The sequence below is a fragment of the Flavobacterium soyangense genome (assembly GCF_015277675.1).
GTDB classification, from domain to species: Bacteria; Bacteroidota; Bacteroidia; order Flavobacteriales; family Flavobacteriaceae; genus Flavobacterium; species Flavobacterium soyangense.
The window spans coordinates 24,577-45,537 of the sequence record NZ_JADHEC010000009.1; the positions used below are offsets into that span (position 1 = coordinate 24,577).

Consider the following 20,961-nt stretch of genomic DNA (forward strand, 5'->3'; position numbering starts at 1 on the left):
TTAGTGTTCAATATTATACTTTGTTGAGCCAACTACGGGAATTGAACCCGTGACCTCTTCCTTACCAAGGAAGCACTCTACCCCTGAGCTAAGTCGGCAGAATCCTTGAATTAAGAATTTAGCTTTAAAATTTAGAAAATTCTAAACTCATTTTTTAAATTCTTATATTAGGATTACCTCGCTTTCGCTCGGCGATCCGCAAAGGCAAGCCTTTACTAAAATCTTGCTTACTCAAACTTTTTAAAAGTTCACTTTCAAAAGTTTTCTAAATCAAAATTTATGTGGGGAGAGCAGGATTCGAACCTGCGAAGTTCACACAGCAGATTTACAGTCTGCCCTCGTTGGCCGCTTGAGTATCTCCCCATTTTTTTATCAATATAATACAAGAACAATTTCCAAATCGCATTGGAAAAAAAAGAGCCGGCGGAGGGACTCGAACCCACGACCTGCTGATTACAAATCAGCTGCTCTAGCCAACTGAGCTACGCTGGCAATATCAATAAAAAAAGTCCGCTATTTCTAACGGACTGCAAATGTATATCTTTTTGTTTTTTAATCAAAACAATTTTATAAAAAATTTAGATTAAATATGAGTATTGATTTTTTCTTTCCTTTTTACCAATAATCGCTCTATAGATTCTGCTGCAAGGTCCACTGCTTCTTCAAAAGTTTTACATTGTTTTTTTACTAAAAAATCGTCCCCGGGAACAATAATTTTCATCTCCACGATTTTGTTTTCTTTGTCACTTGTTTTTTCGACTTTTAAATAAACGTCAGATGATACTACTTTGTCGTAATACTTTTCTAATCTGACCATTCTTTCTTGGACAAAATCCACTAACTTTTTGTCAACAGTAAAGTTAACTGCATGAACATCTACCTTCATAATCAATATTTATTAGGGGTTAAAAATTTTAGAATTATTTTTGATTTCTTGGATGAGCATTTTCATAAACTTTTTTGAGTTCTGATAAACTACTATGAGTATAGACTTGTGTCGATGCTAAACTTGAATGTCCCAATAATTCTTTTACTGAATTTAAATCGGCTCCGTTGTTTAATAGGTGGGTCGCAAATGTATGCCTTAATATGTGCGGACTTTTCTTTACTTTCGCGGAGACAGTACTAAAGTACAAATTTATTAATCGATACACAAACGAATCATTCAACTTTAACCCTTTTTTAGTGAGAAAAAAATAGTCTTTATCCGTAACCTTCTCTAAATGTGATCTTTCGTTTAAATACAAAATTAATTGTCGGGATACAATTGACAATATTGGAATTATACGTTCTTTATTCCTTTTGCCAAGAACCTTTATCGTATTATTAGATACATTTACATTGTTCATTTTCAGATGAATTAATTCTGTTCTTCGAATTCCCGTGGTGTAAAACAAATCGATGATGAGTTTATCTCTTATTTCTTCAAAACCTATTGGATTCGGAATTTGATTTAACACTTCGGCAACTTCATTCTCCGAAAAAGGAATTTGAAGTGTTTTGGGAGTTTTTAACGCTTTGTGTTTCAAAAGCGGACTAACTTCTATCTGTTTTGTTTTTAACAGGAATTTATAAAAAGCTTTTAACGAGGAAATCTTTCTGTTGACAGAAACATTCGAAATAGTATCATCGACAAGCGAAACAATCCAGCTTCTGATTTGGCTGTAGTTTACCTGCTCAATATTTTCTTCATTAAATTGGTTTTTATTGAATGATTCAAAAAACTCTATATCATTCAAATAGGCATTAACGGTATGTGGAGAATATTTTTTCTCCAATTGCAGATAATCTTTAAATGCGTCCTTATTATTAGTCATAAAAAAACCGTTAGTATCAAAGGTATTAAACTTTAATGACTAACGGCACTTTATTTTGATAGAAAATAATTAACTATTCTCTATGTTGTCTCTCATATTCTGGATATAAGCAGCTTTTTGAATTTTTGCTCTGTTGGTAACTGATGGTTTTATAAAAGCAGTACGTGCTCTTAGTTGACGAACAGTTCCTGTTTTGTCAAATTTTCTTTTATAGCGCTTTAATGCTCTATCGATATTTTCTCCGTCTTTAATTGGTATAATTAACATAATATAGACACCTCCTCTCGTTAAGGCTGCAAAAGTAATCAAATTTTTGAATTATGAATTATAAATTATGAATTATTTTTTGAGATTAAAGATAATAGTCAGATAGATAACAGACTAAAAAAAATGAATTAATCAAAAAAAGTAAAGTAAGTATTTAGGTTCGCTCCGTTTAGCTTTGCCTCGGGTCTTTGCTTCTTGGCTTTTAATCTTTTATCTATCTGTCTATTATCATATTGTCTCGTGAAAAATCTATGCCTTCAAAATATTCCTCGAAATCACCAGTTTCTGAATCTCAGTAGTCCCTTCACCAATGGTACATAGTTTTGAATCTCTGAAGAATTTCTCTACGGGATAATCTTTGGTATAACCATAGCCGCCGTGAATTTGAATGGCTTCTGTAGACACTTTTACGCAAACTTCTGAAGCATACATTTTACTCATTGCGCCAAGGGTTGTCATATTTCGATTTTTATTTTTCAAGAAAGCGGCTTTGTGCAATAACAATTCCGAAGCTTCTATTTCAGTAGCCATATCGGCCAATTTAAAAGCTATTGCTTGAAATTCGCTTATTGCTTTTCCAAACTGATGTCTCTCTTTCGAATATTTTAAGGAGGCTTCATAAGCACCTTTTGCAATTCCTAATGATAAAGCTCCAATGGAAATTCTTCCTCCGTCCAAAATTTTCATAGATTGAATAAAACCTTCACCTACTTCGCCTAATCTATTGGCATCTGGAATTCGGCAATTATCAAAGAACAATTCGGCTGTTTCGCTGGCACGCATTCCCAATTTATTAGCTTTTTTTCCTGAAGTAAATCCGGGCATTCCTTTTTCGAAAACAAAAGCAGTCATTCCTCTAGAATCTCCTTTTTGTCCAGTGCGAACAATCACCACTGCAATATCTCCTGAAATTCCGTGCGTAATAAAATTTTTGGAACCGTTTACAATCCAATAATCACCGTCTTTTACGGCAGTAGTATTCATTCCACCTGCATCAGAACCTGTACTGTGCTCCGTTAATCCCCAAGCTCCAATATGTCCGCCTGTAGCTAGTTTTGGAATCCACTTTTTCTTTTGCTCATCGCTTCCAAAACTCAAAATATGATTGGTACATAATGAATTATGCGCTGCAACAGACAATCCTATAGAAGGATCCACTTTAGAAATTTCTTCTATAACCGTAATGTATTCGTGATATCCTAACCCTGAACCGCCGAGTTCTTCCGGGACTAAAACGCCCATAAACCCCATTTCTCCTAATTTTTTGAACAATGGAATTGGAAAAGTCTGGGCCTCATCCCACTCCATTATATAAGGTCTAATGTTTTTTTCGGCAAAATCTTTTATAGATTGTGCAATCATAGATTGCGTTTCGCTGTAATCGAAGTTCATTTTAATAGTGTATAATTTAAAAGTCCAAATATAAGGCTATAATATTTGCCTTATCAATAGACAATCCTTTAATTTTTGTTAAATCATCAATATTTTTGATATCTCCATTCATACTTCTGTACGTAACTATATTTTTGGAAAGCGGATACTTAAAATATGGAAACTGTGAAAGTTCTTTTATGGAAGCATTATTAATGTCAATTTTTTTAAGTTTTGGCAGCGCCAAAACTTTGAAATGTATATTCAAATTCTCAATAACTTCGTCCGAAAGTCCCCAAACATCTTTCATTTGTTCCATTGAAACAAAACTTCCAAGGCTTTCTTTGAATTTTAAAATCCGAACCGAAATCGCCTCGCCTATTCCATATATCTTAATTAAATCTTCCTGCGAGGCCTGATTAATATCGATTATGACAATTTTTTCTTTTTTGGCGAAAGCCGTATTGGAATATTTTTTATAGTCTTTGAATTCCTTTTTGTTATTTACCCAATCCGGGAATTTAAAATAGGGCGAAATAGCATTCAACAAGGAATCCGAAACTTTTGTCACGACCTGAAACTCTTTTGGCGAGTTCACATATTTATTTTCTTTTCTAAAAGCAAGCAATCTATCGATTTCAGCAACAGACATTCCGAGTTTATAGCCTTTATAATCCGAAATGAAATTGGGATTGAAAGGATAAATCTTTGGAACATAATCTCTTTTTTGCTGTTTCATCGAATCGATTTCCGTTTGCAGCGAAAGCCATTTTTCTTTCTCAGGAGAAGTTATAGACAAAGAACTAAAATCCACAAAAAAATAAGCCAACTGCAAAACAATAATTATCGAAAACAATAAAAAAATACCGAATCGCTGACCTCGGGAAAACTTAAAAAAGGATTTTATTGTTTTGAAAGTCATTTACTTGGGATTAAATCAACTCTATCCGAATTGAATTTTGAATTTTAAAAATAAGAAAAATTTTATAAATAAGTAATTAATTCTAAAAAAATATCCAAAATAAAAAAAGATAATTTTAAAAAAATAAAGATTTCTATATCGCTTCAACATTAAAAAAACAATATATTTGAAACCTAATAACAATAAACCATAAATATATGTCTATTTGGAGAAGAAAACCATTAGCCCAACTTTTGGCTGAAGCCGCGGATTCTGAAAAAGGATTAAAAAGAACGCTGACTGCCTGGTCATTAATCGCATTGGGAATTGGCGCTATTATTGGAGCTGGTTTGTTTGTAAGAACTGCAATGGCAGCTTCACAAAATGCCGGTCCATCCGTAACAATTGCTTTTATAGTTGCTGCCATTGGCTGTGCTTTGGCAGGTTTATGTTATGCTGAACTTTCATCATCCATTCCTATTTCAGGAAGCGCTTATACTTATACGTATGCTACAATGGGGGAATTTTTAGCTTGGATTATTGGCTGGGATTTAATTCTTGAATATGCTGTAGGAGCTGCCACTGTTGGGATTGCATGGAGTGAATATCTCAATAACTTTTTGGTTAATGTCCTTCATATTAGCCCAATACCTTTTGAGTTTTCGCATTCACCTTTTCAAAAAATGGTTGACCCAGTAACTCAAGTGACTCATCACGGAATAATTAATTTACCGGCTCTATTTATTGTTGGATTAATTACCTTGCTATTAATAAAAGGAATTCAAGAATCGGCTTTTGTTAATGGCATCATTGTAATTGTAAAAGTTACTATTGTAATATTAATTATTGCAATTGGCTGGCATTTTATTAATCCTGCAAACCATACACCTTATATTCCTGCAGCCTCTGTATTCACTGACGAACACGGCATTGACCATAGTTATGGTGGTATTATGGGTATTTTGGGAGCAGCAGGAACTGTATTTTTTGCTTTTATCGGGTTTGACGCTGTGAGTACCGCAGCGCAAGAAACAAAAAACCCAAAAAAGGCGATGCCAATAGGAATCTTGGGTTCATTAGCAGTTTGCACCATATTGTATATTCTTTTTGCTCACGTATTGACTGGTGTTGCCACTGTTGAAGATTTTAGAACCGGAGGAAAAGAGGCTTCAGTTGCATTTGCCATAAATAAATATATGATTAGCTATACCTGGCTGGGACAATTGGTCACTGTTGCTATTCTGTTCGGATTTACCTCAGTAATATTGGTGATGTTATTAGGACAATCCAGAGTGTTTTATGCTATGGGTAAAGACGGATTATTGCCTAAAATATTTAGTGATTTACATTCAAAATTCAAGACCCCTTACAAGGCAAACTTTGCTATTTTAATTATTGTTGGAGCATTTGCTGCATTTGTTCCCGGCGATATCGTAGGTGATATGACCAGTATTGGGACATTGTTTGCTTTTGTTTTAGTCTGTATTTCGGTTATTATTTTAAGAAAAACAGAACCGGATATGAAAAGAGAATTCAGAACACCTTGGGTTCCTTTTGTTCCAATATTGGGTGTTTTAGTTTGTCTTTCCATGATGTATGGTTTAGGATGGCCAAACTGGTTACGTTTATTCCTTTGGATGGCAATTGGTATTGTAATCTATTTTACTTACAGTAAGAAAAATAGTGTATTGAACAATCCAAAAAAATAATTTTATAGCACATTAAAAAAGGGATTATTAAGTAACGCTACTTTATAATCCCTTTTTTATTTATTAATGTTTGCTACAAATCAAAAACCGAAGTACGTTTGGCTCTAACTAAATCTTTTAGTCGAATCCAGAAAGCCAATGTTAAATAAACGCCAAACCACAGACCTGCAGTAACAAATGAGATGTAAATAAAGAACAATCTCACATCTGAAACCCGCATTCCCAACTTGTCAGCAAGGCGAGATGAAACGTGAAAACCGTTTTTTTCAAAAAAATATTTTAATTGTAGTACCGCTCTCATTTTTGGTTTTTGGGTAAAATTACAAAATTTTCTAATTATGAAATTAACTTTTTTTCAACAGTTCCATTCCTATGCCGCATTCTAAGCAACGGCTTTTATTGCAATATTCATTTTTGAGTTGCAATAAGGATTGAGTTTCAAAAGCATTTTTGGATTTGATTCCAAAAGAACTGAATTTGTCCATAATAGCATTTTTCTCCGGCGCGACTTCATTTAAAAGCTGAATCAAGTCTTCTGAAATTTCCTTTCCCTGACTTTTTGCATAGGCAAACTGAAGCGGAATGATGGTGTTTATTATAATCAAATCGATGAATGATTTAGAAAGCTTCTTCTTTTTCTTTGGACTCTCTTTGTCAAACTGATAATGGTTTTGCCAATAATTCGATGCCGAAACATCGAAAGCTTCATAAATATTCTGGACTGGACCTGAAGTACTGATTTTTGAAAACAAGTTTTTTTGACTGTAGTATAAGTTCGCCAATTGTGATAATCTAATCGTAGGAAAATTATCAGGCCGATGCTTGAAAAATTGAACGGGTTCAATAATTCTATTTTCTAATTGATATTTGTGCAACAAATAGAAATACCTAAATTTTAAATCCTTGAAATAAATATCTTCCTTTACTGAGTCTAATAATCCAGTATTTCCTAAGAGTAAAGCTTCCAAGTTTTCGATCTCGAAACTTTCTTTTCTGATGATTGAAAACGGAATGGATTGCGCGATTTTTAAAAAAATTTCACCATTAGTGTTCAATCCAAAATTCTTGGCTAAAAGGCAAAACAACACCGCTTCCCAATCGTTATTAGTTTGTTGTAATAACTCGTAAATGGGTTTTGATTTCCTTTCCAAACGTTCAAAAAACAAGCGTTCCTGCCAGTTTTTTAATGTGAAATCATCAATGTTTTTTAATTGTTTTTCGCAAAAAATCCAAGACTTTGGAGTTATTAATGATAGATAATCAGCAATTGTCACTGAATCAACCTGTTTCTTAAGTTCCAGAACTGGAATTTCAGTATTATTACTTCTATAGATTTCGGTATCGTGTTCCCAAACTACGTGAAGAATTACATTTTCATAAGCTGCATCTCTTTCGTGATGATGCATATACCAATCCGAAGATTTAAGATGAATCTCCACATTTCCGGCCCATTTTTGGTCACCAATAACAATTTGAGCATTAAAAAAATCGGGACCGGCAAGTTCTAAATATTGTCCAACATTGACAATCGTGATTTCCTCTCCATTGGAAGTTTTCAAATTTAAAGTATCAAATTTCTTAAATTTCCAAATATAGTGAAGGAAGTCTTCTTTCATTTATTACATTTTAAATTAAAAACTAAAGTGGTAAAAATTGTAACTATGATCCATTTACCTCATCAAATACAATTTGGCGCAAGCCCGAGCATCGGACAACGCTTCGTGGTGGTTTAAGGCAATTTTCATTTCACGGCAACAATCACTCAACTTAGTTGGTTTTAATCCTTTGGCTTTGTAAATTCTTACGGTGCATTCCCAACGTGAACCAATATTGAGCTCCTCATAATCCAAGCCATAAAGTGCCATTGATTTAGCTAGTACATTTCTATCAAAACTTTCGTTATGAGCTACGACCACACGGTTTTGAAGACGTCTTTTAATTTCGGGGTAAACTTGCGCAAAGGTTTTTGCGTTAGCCGTATCCCGAGGATAAATGCCATGAACTGCTATTGTAAAATGCGAATATTCATTTCTTGGCGGTCTGATTAAAGTAACATATTCGTCAATAATCACGCCGTTTTCAACGGTAACAATACCCACAGAACAAGGATGATACCCTGAGGCAGTTTCAAAATCTATAGCAGTGAAAGTCAATTTTATTTAGATTTAGGATTAACAATTTTATTTTGCAGATTATCGATTTTCATCGAATCACAAATATAATTTATTATGAATAAATTATAAAAAAAATGGCTTTTACTTTCCAAAAGCAACTAAAAAAAATTCCCTTCATATAAAAATCAAAACGTTATTTCATAAACATCACAACTAATATAATCCAGCAATCTCTCTTTATATATTTTTTCATCATAAAAATGTTCCGGCCAGAAAGTAGATGAATAAAAATACATTAATTCAAAAACGTCGTCATATTGAGTTGCTAAAACATCCAGATATTTTACATATCGATTATGGCAAAAATAATCTTCATTAAAGTCAGCATTCAATAAGGCTAATTCTCTTTTTTGTATAGGAAACCCTTCTACTTCATAGCCTTTGCTAACACAATAATCTGATATTATTTCAACCACATAACTTTCATGAATTTCTCCATATTTAAAACAATCTAGGCAGCTGCCTAAAACATTCCAAACTTTATGGATTTCCAAAATGCCTTTTTTAACTGACTCTATTTCCATTTGAATTATTTTTTTATTCTTTTTTCAAATATAAATAAGCCTAAAATTATTGTTTTACGGGTTTCCACATTTTGCGCATTTTTTTTATAAAATAAACAAAAAAAACCTGCAAGGTTTAAAACCTTGCAGGAATATGATAAATATCCTTTGTTTTTTCAGTCTTTATAAACGGGGAAGACAAAATATAAATTCTATTTTATAGACCCAATAATATCCGATTTAGTAATAATTTGATGATGCCCGTTTTCTAAATCAACCAAAACCGCTTCGTTTTCTCTGGAAAACAATTTAGAAACGTCTTCTATTGTAGTTCCCAGTTTTACAATGGGATACGATTTTCCCATAATTTCACGAATGGGCTTTTCAACGGAGTTTTTATCATTCACATAACTACGAAACAAATCTGATTCATCTACTGAACCCACGAATCCGGTGATATCTATAACCGGAATTTGCGAAATATTATGCTTGCGCATACGTTCAATAGCATGCGAAACTAATTCTTCTGTACGCACTACAATTAATGGTCTGGAAAGATTGTCTTTAATGATATCTTCTGCTTTTGTAATTTGCTCATCCAGAAAACCACGCTCCCGCATCCATTCGTCATTAAACATTTTGCCCACATAACGACTTCCTGAATCGTGAAATAATACCACAACTACATCTTCTGGCTTGAAATGTTCCTTGAGCTGCAACAAGCCTTTTATGGCTGCTCCAGCTGAATTACCTACAAATATTCCTTCTTCAAGTGCAATTTTACGAGTATAAACTGCAGCGTCTTTGTCAGTTACTTTTGTAAAACCATCGATTAGCGAAAAGTCAACATTCTTTGGCAAAATATCTTCGCCAATGCCTTCGGTGATATAAGAATAAATTTCGTTTTCGTCGAAAATTCCTGTTTCGTGGTATTTTTTAAACACCGAGCCATAAGTATCAATTCCCCAAATTTTAATATTGGGATTTTGTTCTTTTAGATATTTTCCAACTCCGGAAATGGTTCCGCCAGTTCCCACACCCGAAACGAAATGCGTAATTTTCCCGTCGGTTTGTTTCCAAATTTCGGGGCCGGTTTGTTCGTAATGTGCCAATGAATTGGACAGGTTATCGTATTGGTTTACATACCAGGAATTTGGTGTTTCAGCCGCTAATCTTTTGGAAACTGAATAATACGAACGAGAATCTGTTGGCTCTACATCAGTAGGACAAACAATTACTTTTGCTCCCACGGCGCGAAGAATATCCATTTTTTCTTTAGACTGCTTATCTGAAATCACGCAAATCAATTTGTACCCTTTGATGATGGCTACTAATGCCAATCCCATTCCGGTATTTCCTGAAGTCCCTTCGATTATGGTTCCGCCGGGTTTCAATCTTCCGTCAGCTTCAGCATCTTCAATCATTTTTACGGCCATTCGGTCTTTTACGGAATTTCCAGGATTGAAAGTTTCTACTTTGGCTAGAACCAAAGCATCAACACCAGCTACCACTTTATTTAGCTTTACTAAAGGCGTTCCTCCTATTGTTCCTAATATATTTTCTGAATATTGCATTTTTAAAAATTTAAATTTATTGGAAGAAATTCCAAACCAAACCGAAACGAATCATAAAATCACTATACGGATTATTAGGCGATGAATAAAAATTATTTCCTGAAAAAGAAGAATTAAAATGTTCGGCAATGAAATAAATTCTGGTTCTTTGAATCTTAGCATTGACAAAAAAATCAAAGTTGGTAAAATTCCCAATTTCTTTCTTGTTTTGGACAAAAAACTCTCCAATTACCGGATTATATTCATTCGCATAATAGTTAGTAAAGTAATTAAACGTTACACCAGTTTGCAAAAACAAGGCTTTATGAAACATCTCTTGAGAATAGTATAATGTGTTTCTGGTAAGAAACTCCGGAACATTAAGAATAGCATCTGATTGATCTACTTTTTGATATAAAAGGGTGTTGGCTAATGCGAATTTTCCAAACCTGAATTCATTACTCGCTTTAACCGATAAATAATTGATGGTATTTACATATTGTGCCGGTGCAATTATCTGCTGATTCATAGCTATTTCGCTTACGCTTGAAACATCTTCAAAATATAAATGATCATTGAATGTTGAATATTGAACGGATGCTTCCACCCAAGGAGTTGTGGCATTAACGATGATAGAATTTATTTTTTCGTTCTTGAAATCATTCGACCAATTGTAATTTACATAACTACTTTGGTACAAATTAAAATTGTTATTGGGCAATTTGTTCATGTTTTGGTATTCAAATGACAACTGCATATCTTCATCTAAACTATATTGCAACTTGGCATCCAGATTAGATAAAGATTGATTTGTTATCGACCTTGAAAATAAAAATTTTCCGTTCCACTTGTTTTTTTGATAGTCATATTGACCTCCAACTGTATTTATTCTTTGGGTTAGAGAACTAGGAACCGTTTGACTATCCAGAATTAATATTTGATTGTAGTAATAATTGCTAAAAAAATCATCGGCAAAAAACTGAAACTTCCCTAAGGTCGTGTTTTCATAAACAAGCCCTACTTTATTATAGGTTTTATTGTAATGTGTTTGATCATTTATCCCGCTAGTTTTGTAGGAATCTCCAAATCTATAAACTTTTTTGCCATTAACAGACGAAGCTACTGTTGCCTGATTGTACTCAAAATATTTGTTTTCGTAGTTAAACTGATGGGTCACATACAAATTATTGCTTCCTTTAACTGAATTAATCCTAAAAGAATGGTCTAAAAATATCCGTTTACCTTTTAAAAATGATTTGGCATCCGTTAAATAAACTTCTAATCTATCTTTATTTACGAAATTAACATTGCCACTCTCGAAGTCTTCAATGTTTGTAATTCCGCCATTTTCCTCATTTAAAATATCTTGGGACACAAAATGTGCATTGGCAAAATACCGTTGATTTTTGGTGTTATAACTTGCCGTAAACCTAAAATTTCCAGTACTTGACAATTGATTAATATATTTTCCCTCTGAACGTAATCCTTTGTAAGCCAGCGAAAAATTGAATCTAGAAGAAGTGTTCACGGTAAAAAAAGCATCCACATTCTGGCCTTGTTTCATCACGGTTTTAAAATAAAATTCCGTAACAGGAGTTGCCACAGAACAGTATCTTATTTGGTTTGCTTCGAGAAAATTAAAATGTTTTGCCTTGAATCCAAATTCTGGATATGGCGAAAAACTGTTTAAACTGTATTGCAAGGTATTATAAGTTTGTCCTTCATTAGGGAAAGGCAGCAAACCAAAATTGTCTTTGCGCAAGTAATTAAAGCTATACAGTTTTTTAATAGTCAATGAAGTATCAATATAAGTGGTGTCTCTTTCCAAAGTAATTATGCGATACAAATCTATCGTAGCAACCTTCTCTTTTGGCTTTTTTATGGAGTCAGAACTGTTGTATTTACTGTTAAAATCTATTTCATTAGTCTTTTTTTCTTGAGAAAACAGGAGCGTAGGCAAAACTAAAAGATATAAGAAAAAGAGAATCCTCATTTGGAGCGGTATATAATTAGGTAATTATTCTAAAAATTTATTAAAGCAAAGGTAAATGAAAAAACATATAAATAAAAAAACGCTTTGATTTATGGGAATGTTTTAGCAAATAGAAATAAAACGCACTTTTTTGAAGAAAATTTTACAATATTTGTTGTTCCAATACAATTGATATGCTGCTTGCTAATTTTTCGAAATTTATCCTGGAAACCGGAACCGACGAAGCCGGACGTGGCTGTCTTGCCGGTCCAGTTACCGCAGCGGCAGTTATTCTCCCGGAGGATTTTGAAAACACAATTCTGAACGATAGCAAGCAATTATCCGAAAAAACCAGAGAAAAACTCCGGCCCATTATCGAAAGCCAAGCTATTACATTTGCTGTAACGCACTTACATCCAAATGAAATTGATGAAATCAATATTCTGAATGCTTCAATGAAAGGAATGCAAGAATGCATTTTGAAATTAAATCCGGTTCCGGAATTTATTATTGTCGATGGCAACCGTTTATTGAACGCAAAATTGGGTTTAGCAACCACTTTTGGAAAACAATTTTCTAAAGCTGAAATTGAATTGTTAAAATCAATTCCCAACCAAAGTATCATAAAAGGAGATTCGAAATATATGAGCATTGCCGCTGCTTCGGTTTTGGCAAAAACGTATCGGGATGATTATATGAATGCCATTCACGAGGAATTCCCAATGTACAATTGGAAAAAAAATAAAGGCTATCCAACGAAAGAACACCGGGAAGCGATACGAAAATATGGCGTAACCAAATACCATAGAATGACATTTCGATTGTTGCCCGAACAGTTGAAATTAGATATCTAGTTTGTTTTTAATAAAAGCCCTTTTGATAATTTGTAAAGATTTATTTATATATTTGGGAAACAAATAAAGTCTGACGTTTACGATACCTATTTATCCCAAATTTGGATGGCTTTGTTTGATTTTATCAGACTTAAAATACAAATTGGCGGCAATTTTTCCGAGACAAACCATAGAAACAACTTTAACAATAAAATGACAGAAACAGACAAATTATCTTTATTTTTTAGTAATGAATTTCCTTTTAATAAAGAAGGTTTAGAAGAGTTTGTAAATACTTTTGTTATTAAATCATACAAAAAGGGGGAAATCATTTTAGAAAATGGAAATATAGAATATGAACTTCGTTTTTTAGACAAAGGCATTATTCGGGAATATTATGCAACCAACGACAAAGAAAAAAATATAAATTTTTATACAAATTCAGGTTTTATAACAGACTTTTCTTCGTTTACCCATTCTTCCGCAACAAAAAAACATCAAGAATGTTTGATTGATGTAGATTTGAGAGTTTTATCCAAAGAAAATTTCTTAAATTTTACAAACCAATATAATTGTGGCAAGTTGTTTATTGAAACTATTTTTCAACGAATTGTTGTCAATAAAGAAACCGAAGAATTTAATCATTTTGTAAATACCGCGGAAGAATTATATCTTGACATTATGAAAACAAAACCAGATTGGTTACTAAAAATTCCTCAATATCATATAGCTTCATATTTAGGAATTACACCTGAAACTTTAAGTAGAATTAGAAAGAGAATTTGATTTCTTGATTTCAATCAATGGAAAACATTTTTACAATGGGCTACTTTGCACTTTTAATTTAAAAATATAAAACAATGAAAGTACATCATTTGCGAAATGCAACTTTGGTCATAGAAACTGGAGATAAAGTAATTTTAGTTGACCCAATGCTTGGAAAAAAAGGGACAGCAGGACCACCATTCACACTTTTCCGTTTTAAACCACAACGAAATCCTATTTTAGATTTGCCAAGCAATGCAATGAATATTGTTGAAAAAACAACACATTGCTTAATAACGCATCTGCATCCAGACCATTTAGACAAAGAAGCTGAGGATTTTCTTCGCTCTAAACAAATTCCTGTTATTTGTAGCATAAAAGACGAAGTCACATTAAGAAAAAAAGGATTAAACGTTTCCCAAACTGTTGAATATTGGAAAGAAAGCAGTTTTTTAGGTGGAAAAATTCAAGGTATTCCAGCAGTTCACGGTTACGGATTTGTAGCCAAACCAATGGGAAATGTAATGGGGTTTCACATTGAATTATTGAATGAAAAATCTATATATTTAAGTGCTGACACAATTTATACAAATGATGTACACAAAGTGTTGACGGAATTAAAACCCGAAATTTCGGTTGTGGCTTGCGGTACAGCACAATTAGATGTTTTTCAACCTTTATTAATGAGAATGGACGATATTTTAAGATTTGTACAAAATGCACCAAATAAAGTAATTGCAAATCATTTAGAAGCCGTAAATCATTGTCCAACAACAAGACAACAATTAAAAGCAGAAGTTTCAAAAATTGGACTTTCTGAAAAAATATTTATTCCAAATGACGGAGAAAGCAGAACATATTAATAAAACTGCCACCAACAACTAAGGGTTTTGTTGCGTGCGCAGCACGAATAATGAAACCCGTGTTGAAAAGTTTTTATCCTCCTAAGCATGACGAAATTCGTTTAATCTGCATTGTCCGTAACCAATTAAATAATTACAAATTCCGCTTCAAATAATTGAGTGAAATGGCTCAATATTTTTGCCTTTACCTCGGCTTCATCCACTTTTTCTACACCCAATTCAACATTTAAAGAAGTTACCGCTTTACCACGAATACCACACGGAATAATGTTATCAAAATAACCCAAATCCACATTTACATTTAATGCAAAACCGTGCATCGTTACCCAGCGAGAAGCGCGAACCCCAAGCGCACAAATTTTTCGGGCAAATGGAGTTCCTGCGTCCAGCCAAACCCCTGTTTCGCCATTGCTTCTGCCGCAGGTTAAGCCGTATTCCTGCAAAGTCAGGATGATGGCTTCTTCCAGAAAACGCAAATATTTGTGAATATCGGTAAAGAAATTTTCCAAGTCCAAAATAGGATAACCCACAATTTGGCCCGGGCCGTGATAGGTAATATCGCCACCACGATTGATTTTGTAGAAAGTTGCACCTTTGGCTTCGAGTTGTTTTTCGGATAAAAGGAGGTTTTCTAAATCACCGCTTTTCCCTAATGTATACACGTGAGGATGTTCAACGAAAAGGAAATAATTGGGAGTTTCTATAGTCGTTTCTTCTCTTCTATTCTTGATTTTTAAATCAACAACTCCTTTGAATAATTCTTCCTGGTATTGCCAAGTGGCTTTATAATCTTTGAGTCCTAAATCTTGAAGTTGGATGGTTTTGTTCATTGCATTTATTTGAATGGCAAAGTTACAAAGTTTTGAATGATGGCAAACTACTGGAATTACCTTTAAAAAAATAATGTTTCATGTCTTCATAGAAAATAAACACTCCACTATTTATCATGGGCAACCTTACTATCGGAAGGTACTTCTTTTCTGTCAAACATTCCATAATCCCGACTGACATTGGCAATCCTTAAATGATAGTCCTTGAATATGCTTTCCCTGCCTTGTGACTGCGCATGGCGGTGCATTTCCAAGCTGCGCCACTGCTGTATGCTTTGCTCATTTTTCCAGAAGGAAAGCGACAAAACTTTTTCGGGGTCATTAAAACTTTGGAAGCGTTCTATGGAAATAAAACCATCAATTTTTTCAAGTGAAGGTTTTAAAGCTGACGCGATGTTAAAATATTCATTTTTTTGGTCTGCATGAGGAATTGCCTCAAAAATTACTGCAATCATTTTTTCTTGTTTTTAAATTATGAAATGGAAATTAAAATTTGTTTTGGAAGCCTTGCATTAATCATTGGCTCGTATTGCAGATCTTTATCAAGTAGTTTTATGTTGTTGTACCGTTGAAACAAATAGAGCAAAGTTCGGGCTGTCAAATGGACTGAAAAATGTTTAGCCAAACACATGTGGCTTCCAAGTCCGAATGTTAGGTTTTCGCTATTATTGGGTCGTTCAACATCAAATATTTTTGGATTTTCAAATTTTTTGGGGTCACGATTTGCGGAAGCAAGCACAAGAAATAATAGTTCCCCTTTTTTTATGACAATGTTGTTTAACACAATATCAGCAACGGCTACCCTTCTTGTATTATGGATTGGAGAATCAAATCGCAACGTTTCAATTACAAATCTTTCCAAATAATTTATATCCCTAAAGTTTTGGGTTTCTGAACTGCCAAATTTTAAAGCCTGCAACAATGAATTACTTAGCACACCTCTACCCGCATCGTAACTCTGAATGAAAAGGCCGATTAAATTACTCACAACAAATGAAAAGACTTTGTCCGTGCTGATTTTGTGTTTTTCAGACAGTGTTCTTATTTCCTCCTTTAGGATGCCTTTTTTAGTAAGGTGATTTTTTGTGATGAAAGTTATTTTTTTTGAAACTTCATTAACAAGCAGTACTGTTTCTTCCGTTTTGTCGGGCAACATTATTTTTATAAGCTGCTCCATTTTAGTCGAAATAAATTCACAATCCTCATCATTAAAATCAAAACTTTTCAGAACGACATTTATGGGCAGCTTTTTACAAACGGCATCCACCCAGTCTATTTCAAGTTCGTCTTCAGTGTTTTTGATTAGCTTTTCAAATATTTCATTTATTGAAACGGCTGTCATTTTACCAAATAAAAGCATAGCCGTTTGTTTGGCAATTTCATGCTGAATACCATTGCTTAATCGTGCGACTTGATTCATTACTAAAAAGGCATATTCATTCAGTCCATCATCCTTATTGTCCAAATTATTAATTGGAATATGGGCGTCATTGGAGTTTAGAACTGCTTTGCAATTCTCATAGGAATAAATCGCCCATAGCTTATTCTCTTGATTCCAGCGTACAGAATTGTCTGAAAGCAGGGTTTCATATTGTGCGTAAGGATCTTTTAATTCGGATTGTAATAAAATTTCTGTCATATTTGATATGTTTATTTCTACAAAAGTAGTTAGCTTTGTATGTCGATACTTCATTCTATATTGAAGTGTGGTTGTATGAGAATGGAAAATGAATTTAAACAGATTGCTTCTTTGATTGGCGACCCAACTAGGGCGACTATTATGTGGACATTGTTAGACGGGAAAGCATTTACTGCAACGGAATTAGCTATTGTTGCCGACACTTCAGCACAAAACATTAGCATGCACTTGACCAAGTTGATACAGGCTGGGTTGTTAAGTGTGGAAAGCCAAGGAAGGCATAAATACTATAAATTTTCCAGAAAAGAAATTGCCTATGCTATTGAAGCAATGGCAAGTCTTCTCCCTCAATCAACGGACAAACACGATTTACATAAAGCGAGTAATTCAGCCATTAGACAATGTAGAACCTGTTATGACCATTTGGCGGGCAAAGTGGGTGTGGCAATCACTGACGGTCTTCTACACCAAAAGATAATTGTTGACAATGACAATGTTTTGGAAGTAAGCCTAAAAGGACAAAAATGGTTTTCAGAATTAGGGATAGATATCGAAGAATTAAAGAAAAAAAGACGGTCTTTTTTACGGCCTTGTCTCGATTGGAGCGAAAGACGACACCACATCGCCGGCTCGCTTGCAACTGCACTACTTGATAAAATGTTGTTGGCTGACTGGATAAGACGGACAAAAAATTCAAGAGCAATTATTGTTACTTCCAAGGGACAAAAAGAATTTTACAAGTATTTTAAATTGGATCTAGAATAGGAAAGGCAAAGGCTTGTAGTTTTGGATAACGAACAGGAAATCACGATTTGGAAAGAATATTAAACTTCGAAAATCGCTATCCCAGATTCTTCAATCACAAAAAAACTTTTAAATTTGAAGTGACCGCTTCAAAACGGGTCGTTTCTTCTAAAAATTCCGGTCTTAAAAAGGCTGGGGACTTTAAAAAGACAGAACGAATGCCAATTGAAACCGTCCCCATTTCTGCCCCCAAAAAATCTGAAATCTGAAATCTGAAATCTGCAATCTTTTCTTATCTTTGCACTCTTAAAATCAGAACAGAATGGCATTATCCGAACAAGAAATCCTCCGCAGAGAAGCACTCACAGAATTACGCAACTTAGACATTGAACCTTATCCCGCAGCCGAATTTATCACAACCGCTTATTCCAGCGAAATCCTGGCAGATTTTGAGAAATTTGAAGGTAAGGAAGTGGTTCTGGCCGGCCGTTTGATGGGAAAACGTATTATGGGAAAAGCTTCATTTGCGGAATTGAAAGACGCCAATGGACGCATTCAAATCTATGTTTCGAGAGATGACATTTCGACCGATGAAGAGAAAACGATGTACAATGTGGTTTTCAAAAAACTGCTGGATATTGGCGATTTTATTGGGGTTCGCGGTACGGTTTTTAAAACGCAAGTAGGTGAAATCTCCATTCACGTTTATGGTTTGACGGTTTTGGCAAAAGCCCTGAAACCTTTACCAATTGTAAAAACGGATGCCGACGGAAAAACACACGATGCTTTTTCGGATCCAGAACAAAGATACCGTCGTCGTTACGTAGATTTAACGGTAAACGACCACGTGAAAGAAACGTTTATCAAGAGAACAAAAATGTTCAATGCGATGCGTTCGTTCTTTAATGACAAAGGGTATTTAGAAGTGGAAACTCCGGTTTTGCAACCAATACCTGGTGGTGCTGCGGCTCGGCCTTTCATCACGCACCACAACTCGCTTGACATTCCGTTGTATATGCGGATTGCCAACGAATTGTACTTGAAAAGATTAATTGTGGGCGGTTTTGATGGTGTTTATGAGTTTTCGAAAAATTTCCGTAACGAAGGAATGGACAGAACGCACAATCCGGAATTTACCGCCATGGAAATATATGTGGCCTACAAAGACTACAACTGGATGATGAATTTTACCGAAAACTTGCTCGAGCATTGCGCTATTGCAGTTAACGGAACCAGCGATGCAACTTTTGGCGAACACCAAATCAATTTCAAAGCGCCGTATGCAAGGGTTACGATGACAGATTCCATCCAACATTTTACGGGTTTTGATATTTCCGGAAAATCTGAAGCAGAATTATTCGAAGCGGCAAGGGCAATGGGAATCGACGTTGACGCCTCGATGGGAAAAGGAAAATTGATTGACGAAATTTTTGGAGCCAAGTGCGAAGGAAATTACATTCAACCCACATTCATCACGGATTATCCAAAGGAAATGTCGCCTTTGTGCAAACAACACCGCGACAATCCGGAACTTACGGAACGTTTCGAATTGATGGTTTGCGGTAAAGAAGTGGCAAACGCTTATTCTGAATTGAATGATCCAATTGACCAAAGAGAGCGTTTTGAAGAGCAATTGCGTTTAGCCGAAAAAGGCGACGACGAAGCGACTCAATTTATTGACGAAGATTTCTTAAGAGCTTTAGAATATGGAATGCCTCCAACTTCTGGATTAGGAATTGGAATGGACCGATTGATTATGTTTTTGACGAATAATGCTTCTATTCAGGAAGTTTTATTATTTCCTCAAATGCGACCAGAGAAAAAACAAGTTCAAATTGAATTGTTGGATGAAGAAAAATTAATCATTGCGCTTTTGCAAACCAATGAAAACAAAATGGATTTGGGTGTTTTGAAAATCAAATCTGATTTGAGTGGCAAGAAATGGGATGCCGCAATGAAAGGCTTGGCAAAACACGGATTGGTAAAAGTGAGTTTAGTAGAAGATAAAAAAATTGTGGAAATAGCAGGATAATTTTGTTTATAAAACTGGCAGATTTTAAAAACCTATCGGGTTTTGAAACGTAAAAAAGGAGCTCAATCGAGCTCCTTTTTTTATGAACTTTTGTTAATAAAAAAGTTGATAATAAAAAGGAAATATGATTTAAATCATATTAAATAAAATTATTAATCAGTAAAATTATAGTCAGTAAAATGAAGTTAAAAATACTTCTAATACATTGACATTTAAACCTATATTAAAATCAAAATTATGAACATACAAGAAAAAACTACGATTGGAGATTTTGTTGCTCACGATTATAGGACTGCCGCAATTTTCACAAAATATGGAATAGATTTTTGCTGTAAAGGACAAAGAACTATCGATGAAGTTTGTACCAAGAAGAATATAAACGAAGCCAATTTATTAAATGAGTTAAATGCTGTTCTAGCAACAAAAAATGATTCTGGAATTGATTTTAATTCTTGGCCTTTGGATTTATTGATAGATCATATCGAGAAAACCCACCACCGTTTTGTTGAAGAAAAAACTCCAGTAATTATCCAGTTTTTGGATAAATTGTGTAGCGTACACGGAAGCAATCATCCTGAATTATTCGAAATTACTGAACTCTTTAAAGCTAGTGCAGGAGAATTAGAGCCGCATATGAAAAAAGAAGAATTGGTTTTATTTCCTTTCGTTAATAGAATGATTAATGCCACAAAAAGTCATGGTTCTATTGGCAAACCCCATTTTGGAACCGTAAATAATCCCATTGCAGCAATGATGGTGGAACACGATAACGAAGGCGAACGTTTCCGAACAATTGCTTCACTTACCAATAATTACACCCCGCCAGAAGATGCCTGCAATACGTATCGAGTTACCTACGCAATGCTGGAAGAATTCGAGCAGGATCTGCACAAACACATTCATTTAGAAAGTAATATTCTGTTTCCCAAAGCAAAAGCTTTAGAGAAATTTTTCTCCAACGAAGAATAAAAAAACATCCAAATAATAC

General features: G+C 34.3%; 21 protein-coding genes and 3 tRNA genes. 7 read left to right on the plus strand and 17 right to left on the minus strand.

The genetic code is table 11. The features are described from left to right. Positions 1 to 26 precede the first annotated feature (26 nt). The 8 genes from IR213_RS05775 to IR213_RS05810 all read right to left on the minus strand — a co-directional run bounded on the left by IR213_RS05775 (position 27) and on the right by IR213_RS05810 (position 4,377). Positions 27 to 98 (minus strand) — tRNA-Thr (locus IR213_RS05775). A 184-nt stretch (positions 99 to 282) separates the two neighbouring features. Continuing rightward, positions 283 to 363: transfer RNA gene (locus tag IR213_RS05780), tRNA-Tyr, on the minus strand. Between the two features lie 55 nt (positions 364 to 418). Next, positions 419 to 492, minus strand: a tRNA-Thr gene (locus tag IR213_RS05785). 91 nt (positions 493 to 583) lie between these two features. Continuing rightward, entirely contained in the window at positions 584 to 886 is a 303-nt protein-coding gene (hpf, locus tag IR213_RS05790) for a ribosome hibernation-promoting factor, HPF/YfiA family (RefSeq protein WP_194311362.1), read from the minus strand. Between the two features lie 34 nt (positions 887 to 920). Further along, positions 921 to 1,817, minus strand: coding sequence for a tyrosine-type recombinase/integrase (locus IR213_RS05795; protein ID WP_194311363.1), 897 nt, complete (start codon positions 1,815 to 1,817; stop codon positions 921 to 923). Positions 1,818 to 1,886: 69 nt separating this feature from the next. Then, on the minus strand, positions 1,887 to 2,084 hold the full coding sequence (rpsU, locus tag IR213_RS05800; protein ID WP_073370216.1) for a 30S ribosomal protein S21: 198 nt from the start codon (positions 2,082 to 2,084) through the stop codon (positions 1,887 to 1,889). 249 nt (positions 2,085 to 2,333) lie between these two features. After that, complete coding sequence (locus IR213_RS05805; RefSeq protein WP_194311364.1) at positions 2,334 to 3,476, minus strand: acyl-CoA dehydrogenase family protein; 1,143 nt, start codon at positions 3,474 to 3,476, stop codon at positions 2,334 to 2,336. A 16-nt stretch (positions 3,477 to 3,492) separates the two neighbouring features. Beyond that, positions 3,493 to 4,377, minus strand: coding sequence for a ComEA family DNA-binding protein (locus IR213_RS05810; RefSeq protein WP_194311365.1), 885 nt, complete (start codon positions 4,375 to 4,377; stop codon positions 3,493 to 3,495). Positions 4,378 to 4,574: 197 nt separating this feature from the next. Here IR213_RS05810 and IR213_RS05815 point away from each other — a divergent pair, with 197 nt between their 5' ends. Further along, a complete protein-coding gene (locus IR213_RS05815) occupies positions 4,575 to 6,065 on the plus strand; it encodes an amino acid permease (protein WP_194311366.1) in 1,491 nt (496 codons plus the stop codon). A 73-nt stretch (positions 6,066 to 6,138) separates the two neighbouring features. Here the strand turns inward: IR213_RS05815 and IR213_RS05820 are convergent, their stop codons facing one another. The 6 genes from IR213_RS05820 to IR213_RS05845 form a co-directional block, all read right to left on the minus strand. Next, positions 6,139 to 6,366, minus strand: a complete 228-nt coding sequence (locus IR213_RS05820) for a PspC domain-containing protein (RefSeq protein ID WP_194311367.1) — start codon at positions 6,364 to 6,366, stop codon at positions 6,139 to 6,141. A gap of 43 nt (positions 6,367 to 6,409) precedes the next feature. Next, positions 6,410 to 7,681, minus strand: coding sequence for a DUF2851 family protein (locus IR213_RS05825; RefSeq protein WP_194311368.1), 1,272 nt, complete (start codon positions 7,679 to 7,681; stop codon positions 6,410 to 6,412). A gap of 54 nt (positions 7,682 to 7,735) precedes the next feature. Next, positions 7,736 to 8,218: a 3'-5' exonuclease gene (locus IR213_RS05830; RefSeq protein WP_228479100.1), complete on the minus strand. Its 483-nt coding sequence runs from the start codon at positions 8,216 to 8,218 to the stop codon at positions 7,736 to 7,738. 146 nt (positions 8,219 to 8,364) lie between these two features. Further along, entirely contained in the window at positions 8,365 to 8,763 is a 399-nt protein-coding gene (locus IR213_RS05835) for a hypothetical protein (RefSeq protein WP_194311369.1), read from the minus strand. Positions 8,764 to 8,954: 191 nt separating this feature from the next. After that, the gene (locus IR213_RS05840; RefSeq protein WP_194311370.1) at positions 8,955 to 10,316 is read right to left on the minus strand and encodes a pyridoxal-phosphate dependent enzyme; all 1,362 of its coding nucleotides are present in this window, start codon (positions 10,314 to 10,316) and stop codon (positions 8,955 to 8,957) included. A gap of 16 nt (positions 10,317 to 10,332) precedes the next feature. Then, a complete protein-coding gene (locus IR213_RS05845) occupies positions 10,333 to 12,288 on the minus strand; it encodes a putative porin (RefSeq protein WP_194311371.1) in 1,956 nt (651 codons plus the stop codon). 173 nt (positions 12,289 to 12,461) lie between these two features. On the opposite strand from IR213_RS05845, the gene IR213_RS05850 reads away from it, so the two are divergent. The 3 genes from IR213_RS05850 (at position 12,462) to IR213_RS05860 (ending at position 14,728) form a co-directional block, all read left to right on the plus strand. Then, positions 12,462 to 13,121 (plus strand): ribonuclease HII, encoded by a 660-nt coding sequence (locus IR213_RS05850; protein ID WP_194311372.1) that lies wholly within the window; start codon positions 12,462 to 12,464, stop codon positions 13,119 to 13,121. A 192-nt stretch (positions 13,122 to 13,313) separates the two neighbouring features. Then, positions 13,314 to 13,886 (plus strand): Crp/Fnr family transcriptional regulator, encoded by a 573-nt coding sequence (locus IR213_RS05855; protein WP_194311373.1) that lies wholly within the window; start codon positions 13,314 to 13,316, stop codon positions 13,884 to 13,886. Between the two features lie 74 nt (positions 13,887 to 13,960). After that, a complete protein-coding gene (locus tag IR213_RS05860) occupies positions 13,961 to 14,728 on the plus strand; it encodes an MBL fold metallo-hydrolase (RefSeq protein ID WP_194311374.1) in 768 nt (255 codons plus the stop codon). A 125-nt stretch (positions 14,729 to 14,853) separates the two neighbouring features. Here IR213_RS05860 and lipB read toward each other — a convergent pair whose 3' ends face one another. The 3 genes from lipB to IR213_RS05875 all read right to left on the minus strand — a co-directional run bounded on the left by lipB (position 14,854) and on the right by IR213_RS05875 (position 17,197). Next, entirely contained in the window at positions 14,854 to 15,558 is a 705-nt protein-coding gene (gene lipB, locus IR213_RS05865) for a lipoyl(octanoyl) transferase LipB (RefSeq protein ID WP_194311375.1), read from the minus strand. A gap of 107 nt (positions 15,559 to 15,665) precedes the next feature. Continuing rightward, on the minus strand, positions 15,666 to 16,013 hold the full coding sequence (locus IR213_RS05870; protein WP_194311376.1) for an antibiotic biosynthesis monooxygenase family protein: 348 nt from the start codon (positions 16,011 to 16,013) through the stop codon (positions 15,666 to 15,668). Between the two features lie 17 nt (positions 16,014 to 16,030). Next, entirely contained in the window at positions 16,031 to 17,197 is a 1,167-nt protein-coding gene (locus tag IR213_RS05875) for a cytochrome P450 (protein ID WP_194311377.1), read from the minus strand. Between the two features lie 39 nt (positions 17,198 to 17,236). Between IR213_RS05875 and IR213_RS05880 the strand changes: the two genes are divergently transcribed. The 3 genes from IR213_RS05880 to ric all read left to right on the plus strand — a co-directional run bounded on the left by IR213_RS05880 (position 17,237) and on the right by ric (position 20,942). Continuing rightward, positions 17,237 to 17,962: an ArsR/SmtB family transcription factor gene (locus IR213_RS05880; RefSeq protein ID WP_228479101.1), complete on the plus strand. Its 726-nt coding sequence runs from the start codon at positions 17,237 to 17,239 to the stop codon at positions 17,960 to 17,962. A 301-nt stretch (positions 17,963 to 18,263) separates the two neighbouring features. Next, a complete protein-coding gene (gene lysS / locus IR213_RS05885) occupies positions 18,264 to 19,973 on the plus strand; it encodes a lysine--tRNA ligase (RefSeq protein WP_194311378.1) in 1,710 nt (569 codons plus the stop codon). A 237-nt stretch (positions 19,974 to 20,210) separates the two neighbouring features. Further along, the gene (gene ric / locus IR213_RS05890) at positions 20,211 to 20,942 is read left to right on the plus strand and encodes an iron-sulfur cluster repair di-iron protein (RefSeq protein WP_194311379.1); all 732 of its coding nucleotides are present in this window, start codon (positions 20,211 to 20,213) and stop codon (positions 20,940 to 20,942) included. The last annotated feature ends 19 nt before the right edge of the window (positions 20,943 to 20,961 follow it).

What these genes read in the sequence shown, in the direction of transcription:
- hpf (WP_194311362.1), bottom strand. Translation starts at nt 886, where the DNA reads ATGAAGGTAGATGTTCATGCAGTTAACTTTACTGTTGACAAAAAGTTA.
- IR213_RS05795 (WP_194311363.1), bottom strand. Translation starts at nt 1,817, where the DNA reads ATGACTAATAATAAGGACGCATTTAAAGATTATCTGCAATTGGAGAAA.
- rpsU (WP_073370216.1), bottom strand. Translation starts at nt 2,084, where the DNA reads ATGTTAATTATACCAATTAAAGACGGAGAAAATATCGATAGAGCATTA.
- IR213_RS05805 (WP_194311364.1), bottom strand. Translation starts at nt 3,476, where the DNA reads ATGAACTTCGATTACAGCGAAACGCAATCTATGATTGCACAATCTATA.
- IR213_RS05810 (WP_194311365.1), bottom strand. Translation starts at nt 4,377, where the DNA reads ATGACTTTCAAAACAATAAAATCCTTTTTTAAGTTTTCCCGAGGTCAG.
- IR213_RS05815 (WP_194311366.1), top strand. Translation starts at nt 4,575, where the DNA reads ATGTCTATTTGGAGAAGAAAACCATTAGCCCAACTTTTGGCTGAAGCC.
- IR213_RS05820 (WP_194311367.1), bottom strand. Translation starts at nt 6,366, where the DNA reads ATGAGAGCGGTACTACAATTAAAATATTTTTTTGAAAAAAACGGTTTT.
- IR213_RS05825 (WP_194311368.1), bottom strand. Translation starts at nt 7,681, where the DNA reads ATGAAAGAAGACTTCCTTCACTATATTTGGAAATTTAAGAAATTTGAT.
- IR213_RS05835 (WP_194311369.1), bottom strand. Translation starts at nt 8,763, where the DNA reads ATGGAAATAGAGTCAGTTAAAAAAGGCATTTTGGAAATCCATAAAGTT.
- IR213_RS05840 (WP_194311370.1), bottom strand. Translation starts at nt 10,316, where the DNA reads ATGCAATATTCAGAAAATATATTAGGAACAATAGGAGGAACGCCTTTA.
- IR213_RS05845 (WP_194311371.1), bottom strand. Translation starts at nt 12,288, where the DNA reads ATGAGGATTCTCTTTTTCTTATATCTTTTAGTTTTGCCTACGCTCCTG.
- IR213_RS05850 (WP_194311372.1), top strand. Translation starts at nt 12,462, where the DNA reads ATGCTGCTTGCTAATTTTTCGAAATTTATCCTGGAAACCGGAACCGAC.
- IR213_RS05855 (WP_194311373.1), top strand. Translation starts at nt 13,314, where the DNA reads ATGACAGAAACAGACAAATTATCTTTATTTTTTAGTAATGAATTTCCT.
- IR213_RS05860 (WP_194311374.1), top strand. Translation starts at nt 13,961, where the DNA reads ATGAAAGTACATCATTTGCGAAATGCAACTTTGGTCATAGAAACTGGA.
- lipB (WP_194311375.1), bottom strand. Translation starts at nt 15,558, where the DNA reads ATGAACAAAACCATCCAACTTCAAGATTTAGGACTCAAAGATTATAAA.
- IR213_RS05870 (WP_194311376.1), bottom strand. Translation starts at nt 16,013, where the DNA reads ATGATTGCAGTAATTTTTGAGGCAATTCCTCATGCAGACCAAAAAAAT.
- IR213_RS05875 (WP_194311377.1), bottom strand. Translation starts at nt 17,197, where the DNA reads ATGACAGAAATTTTATTACAATCCGAATTAAAAGATCCTTACGCACAA.
- IR213_RS05880 (WP_228479101.1), top strand. Translation starts at nt 17,237, where the DNA reads ATGTCGATACTTCATTCTATATTGAAGTGTGGTTGTATGAGAATGGAA.
- lysS (WP_194311378.1), top strand. Translation starts at nt 18,264, where the DNA reads ATGGCATTATCCGAACAAGAAATCCTCCGCAGAGAAGCACTCACAGAA.
- ric (WP_194311379.1), top strand. Translation starts at nt 20,211, where the DNA reads ATGAACATACAAGAAAAAACTACGATTGGAGATTTTGTTGCTCACGAT.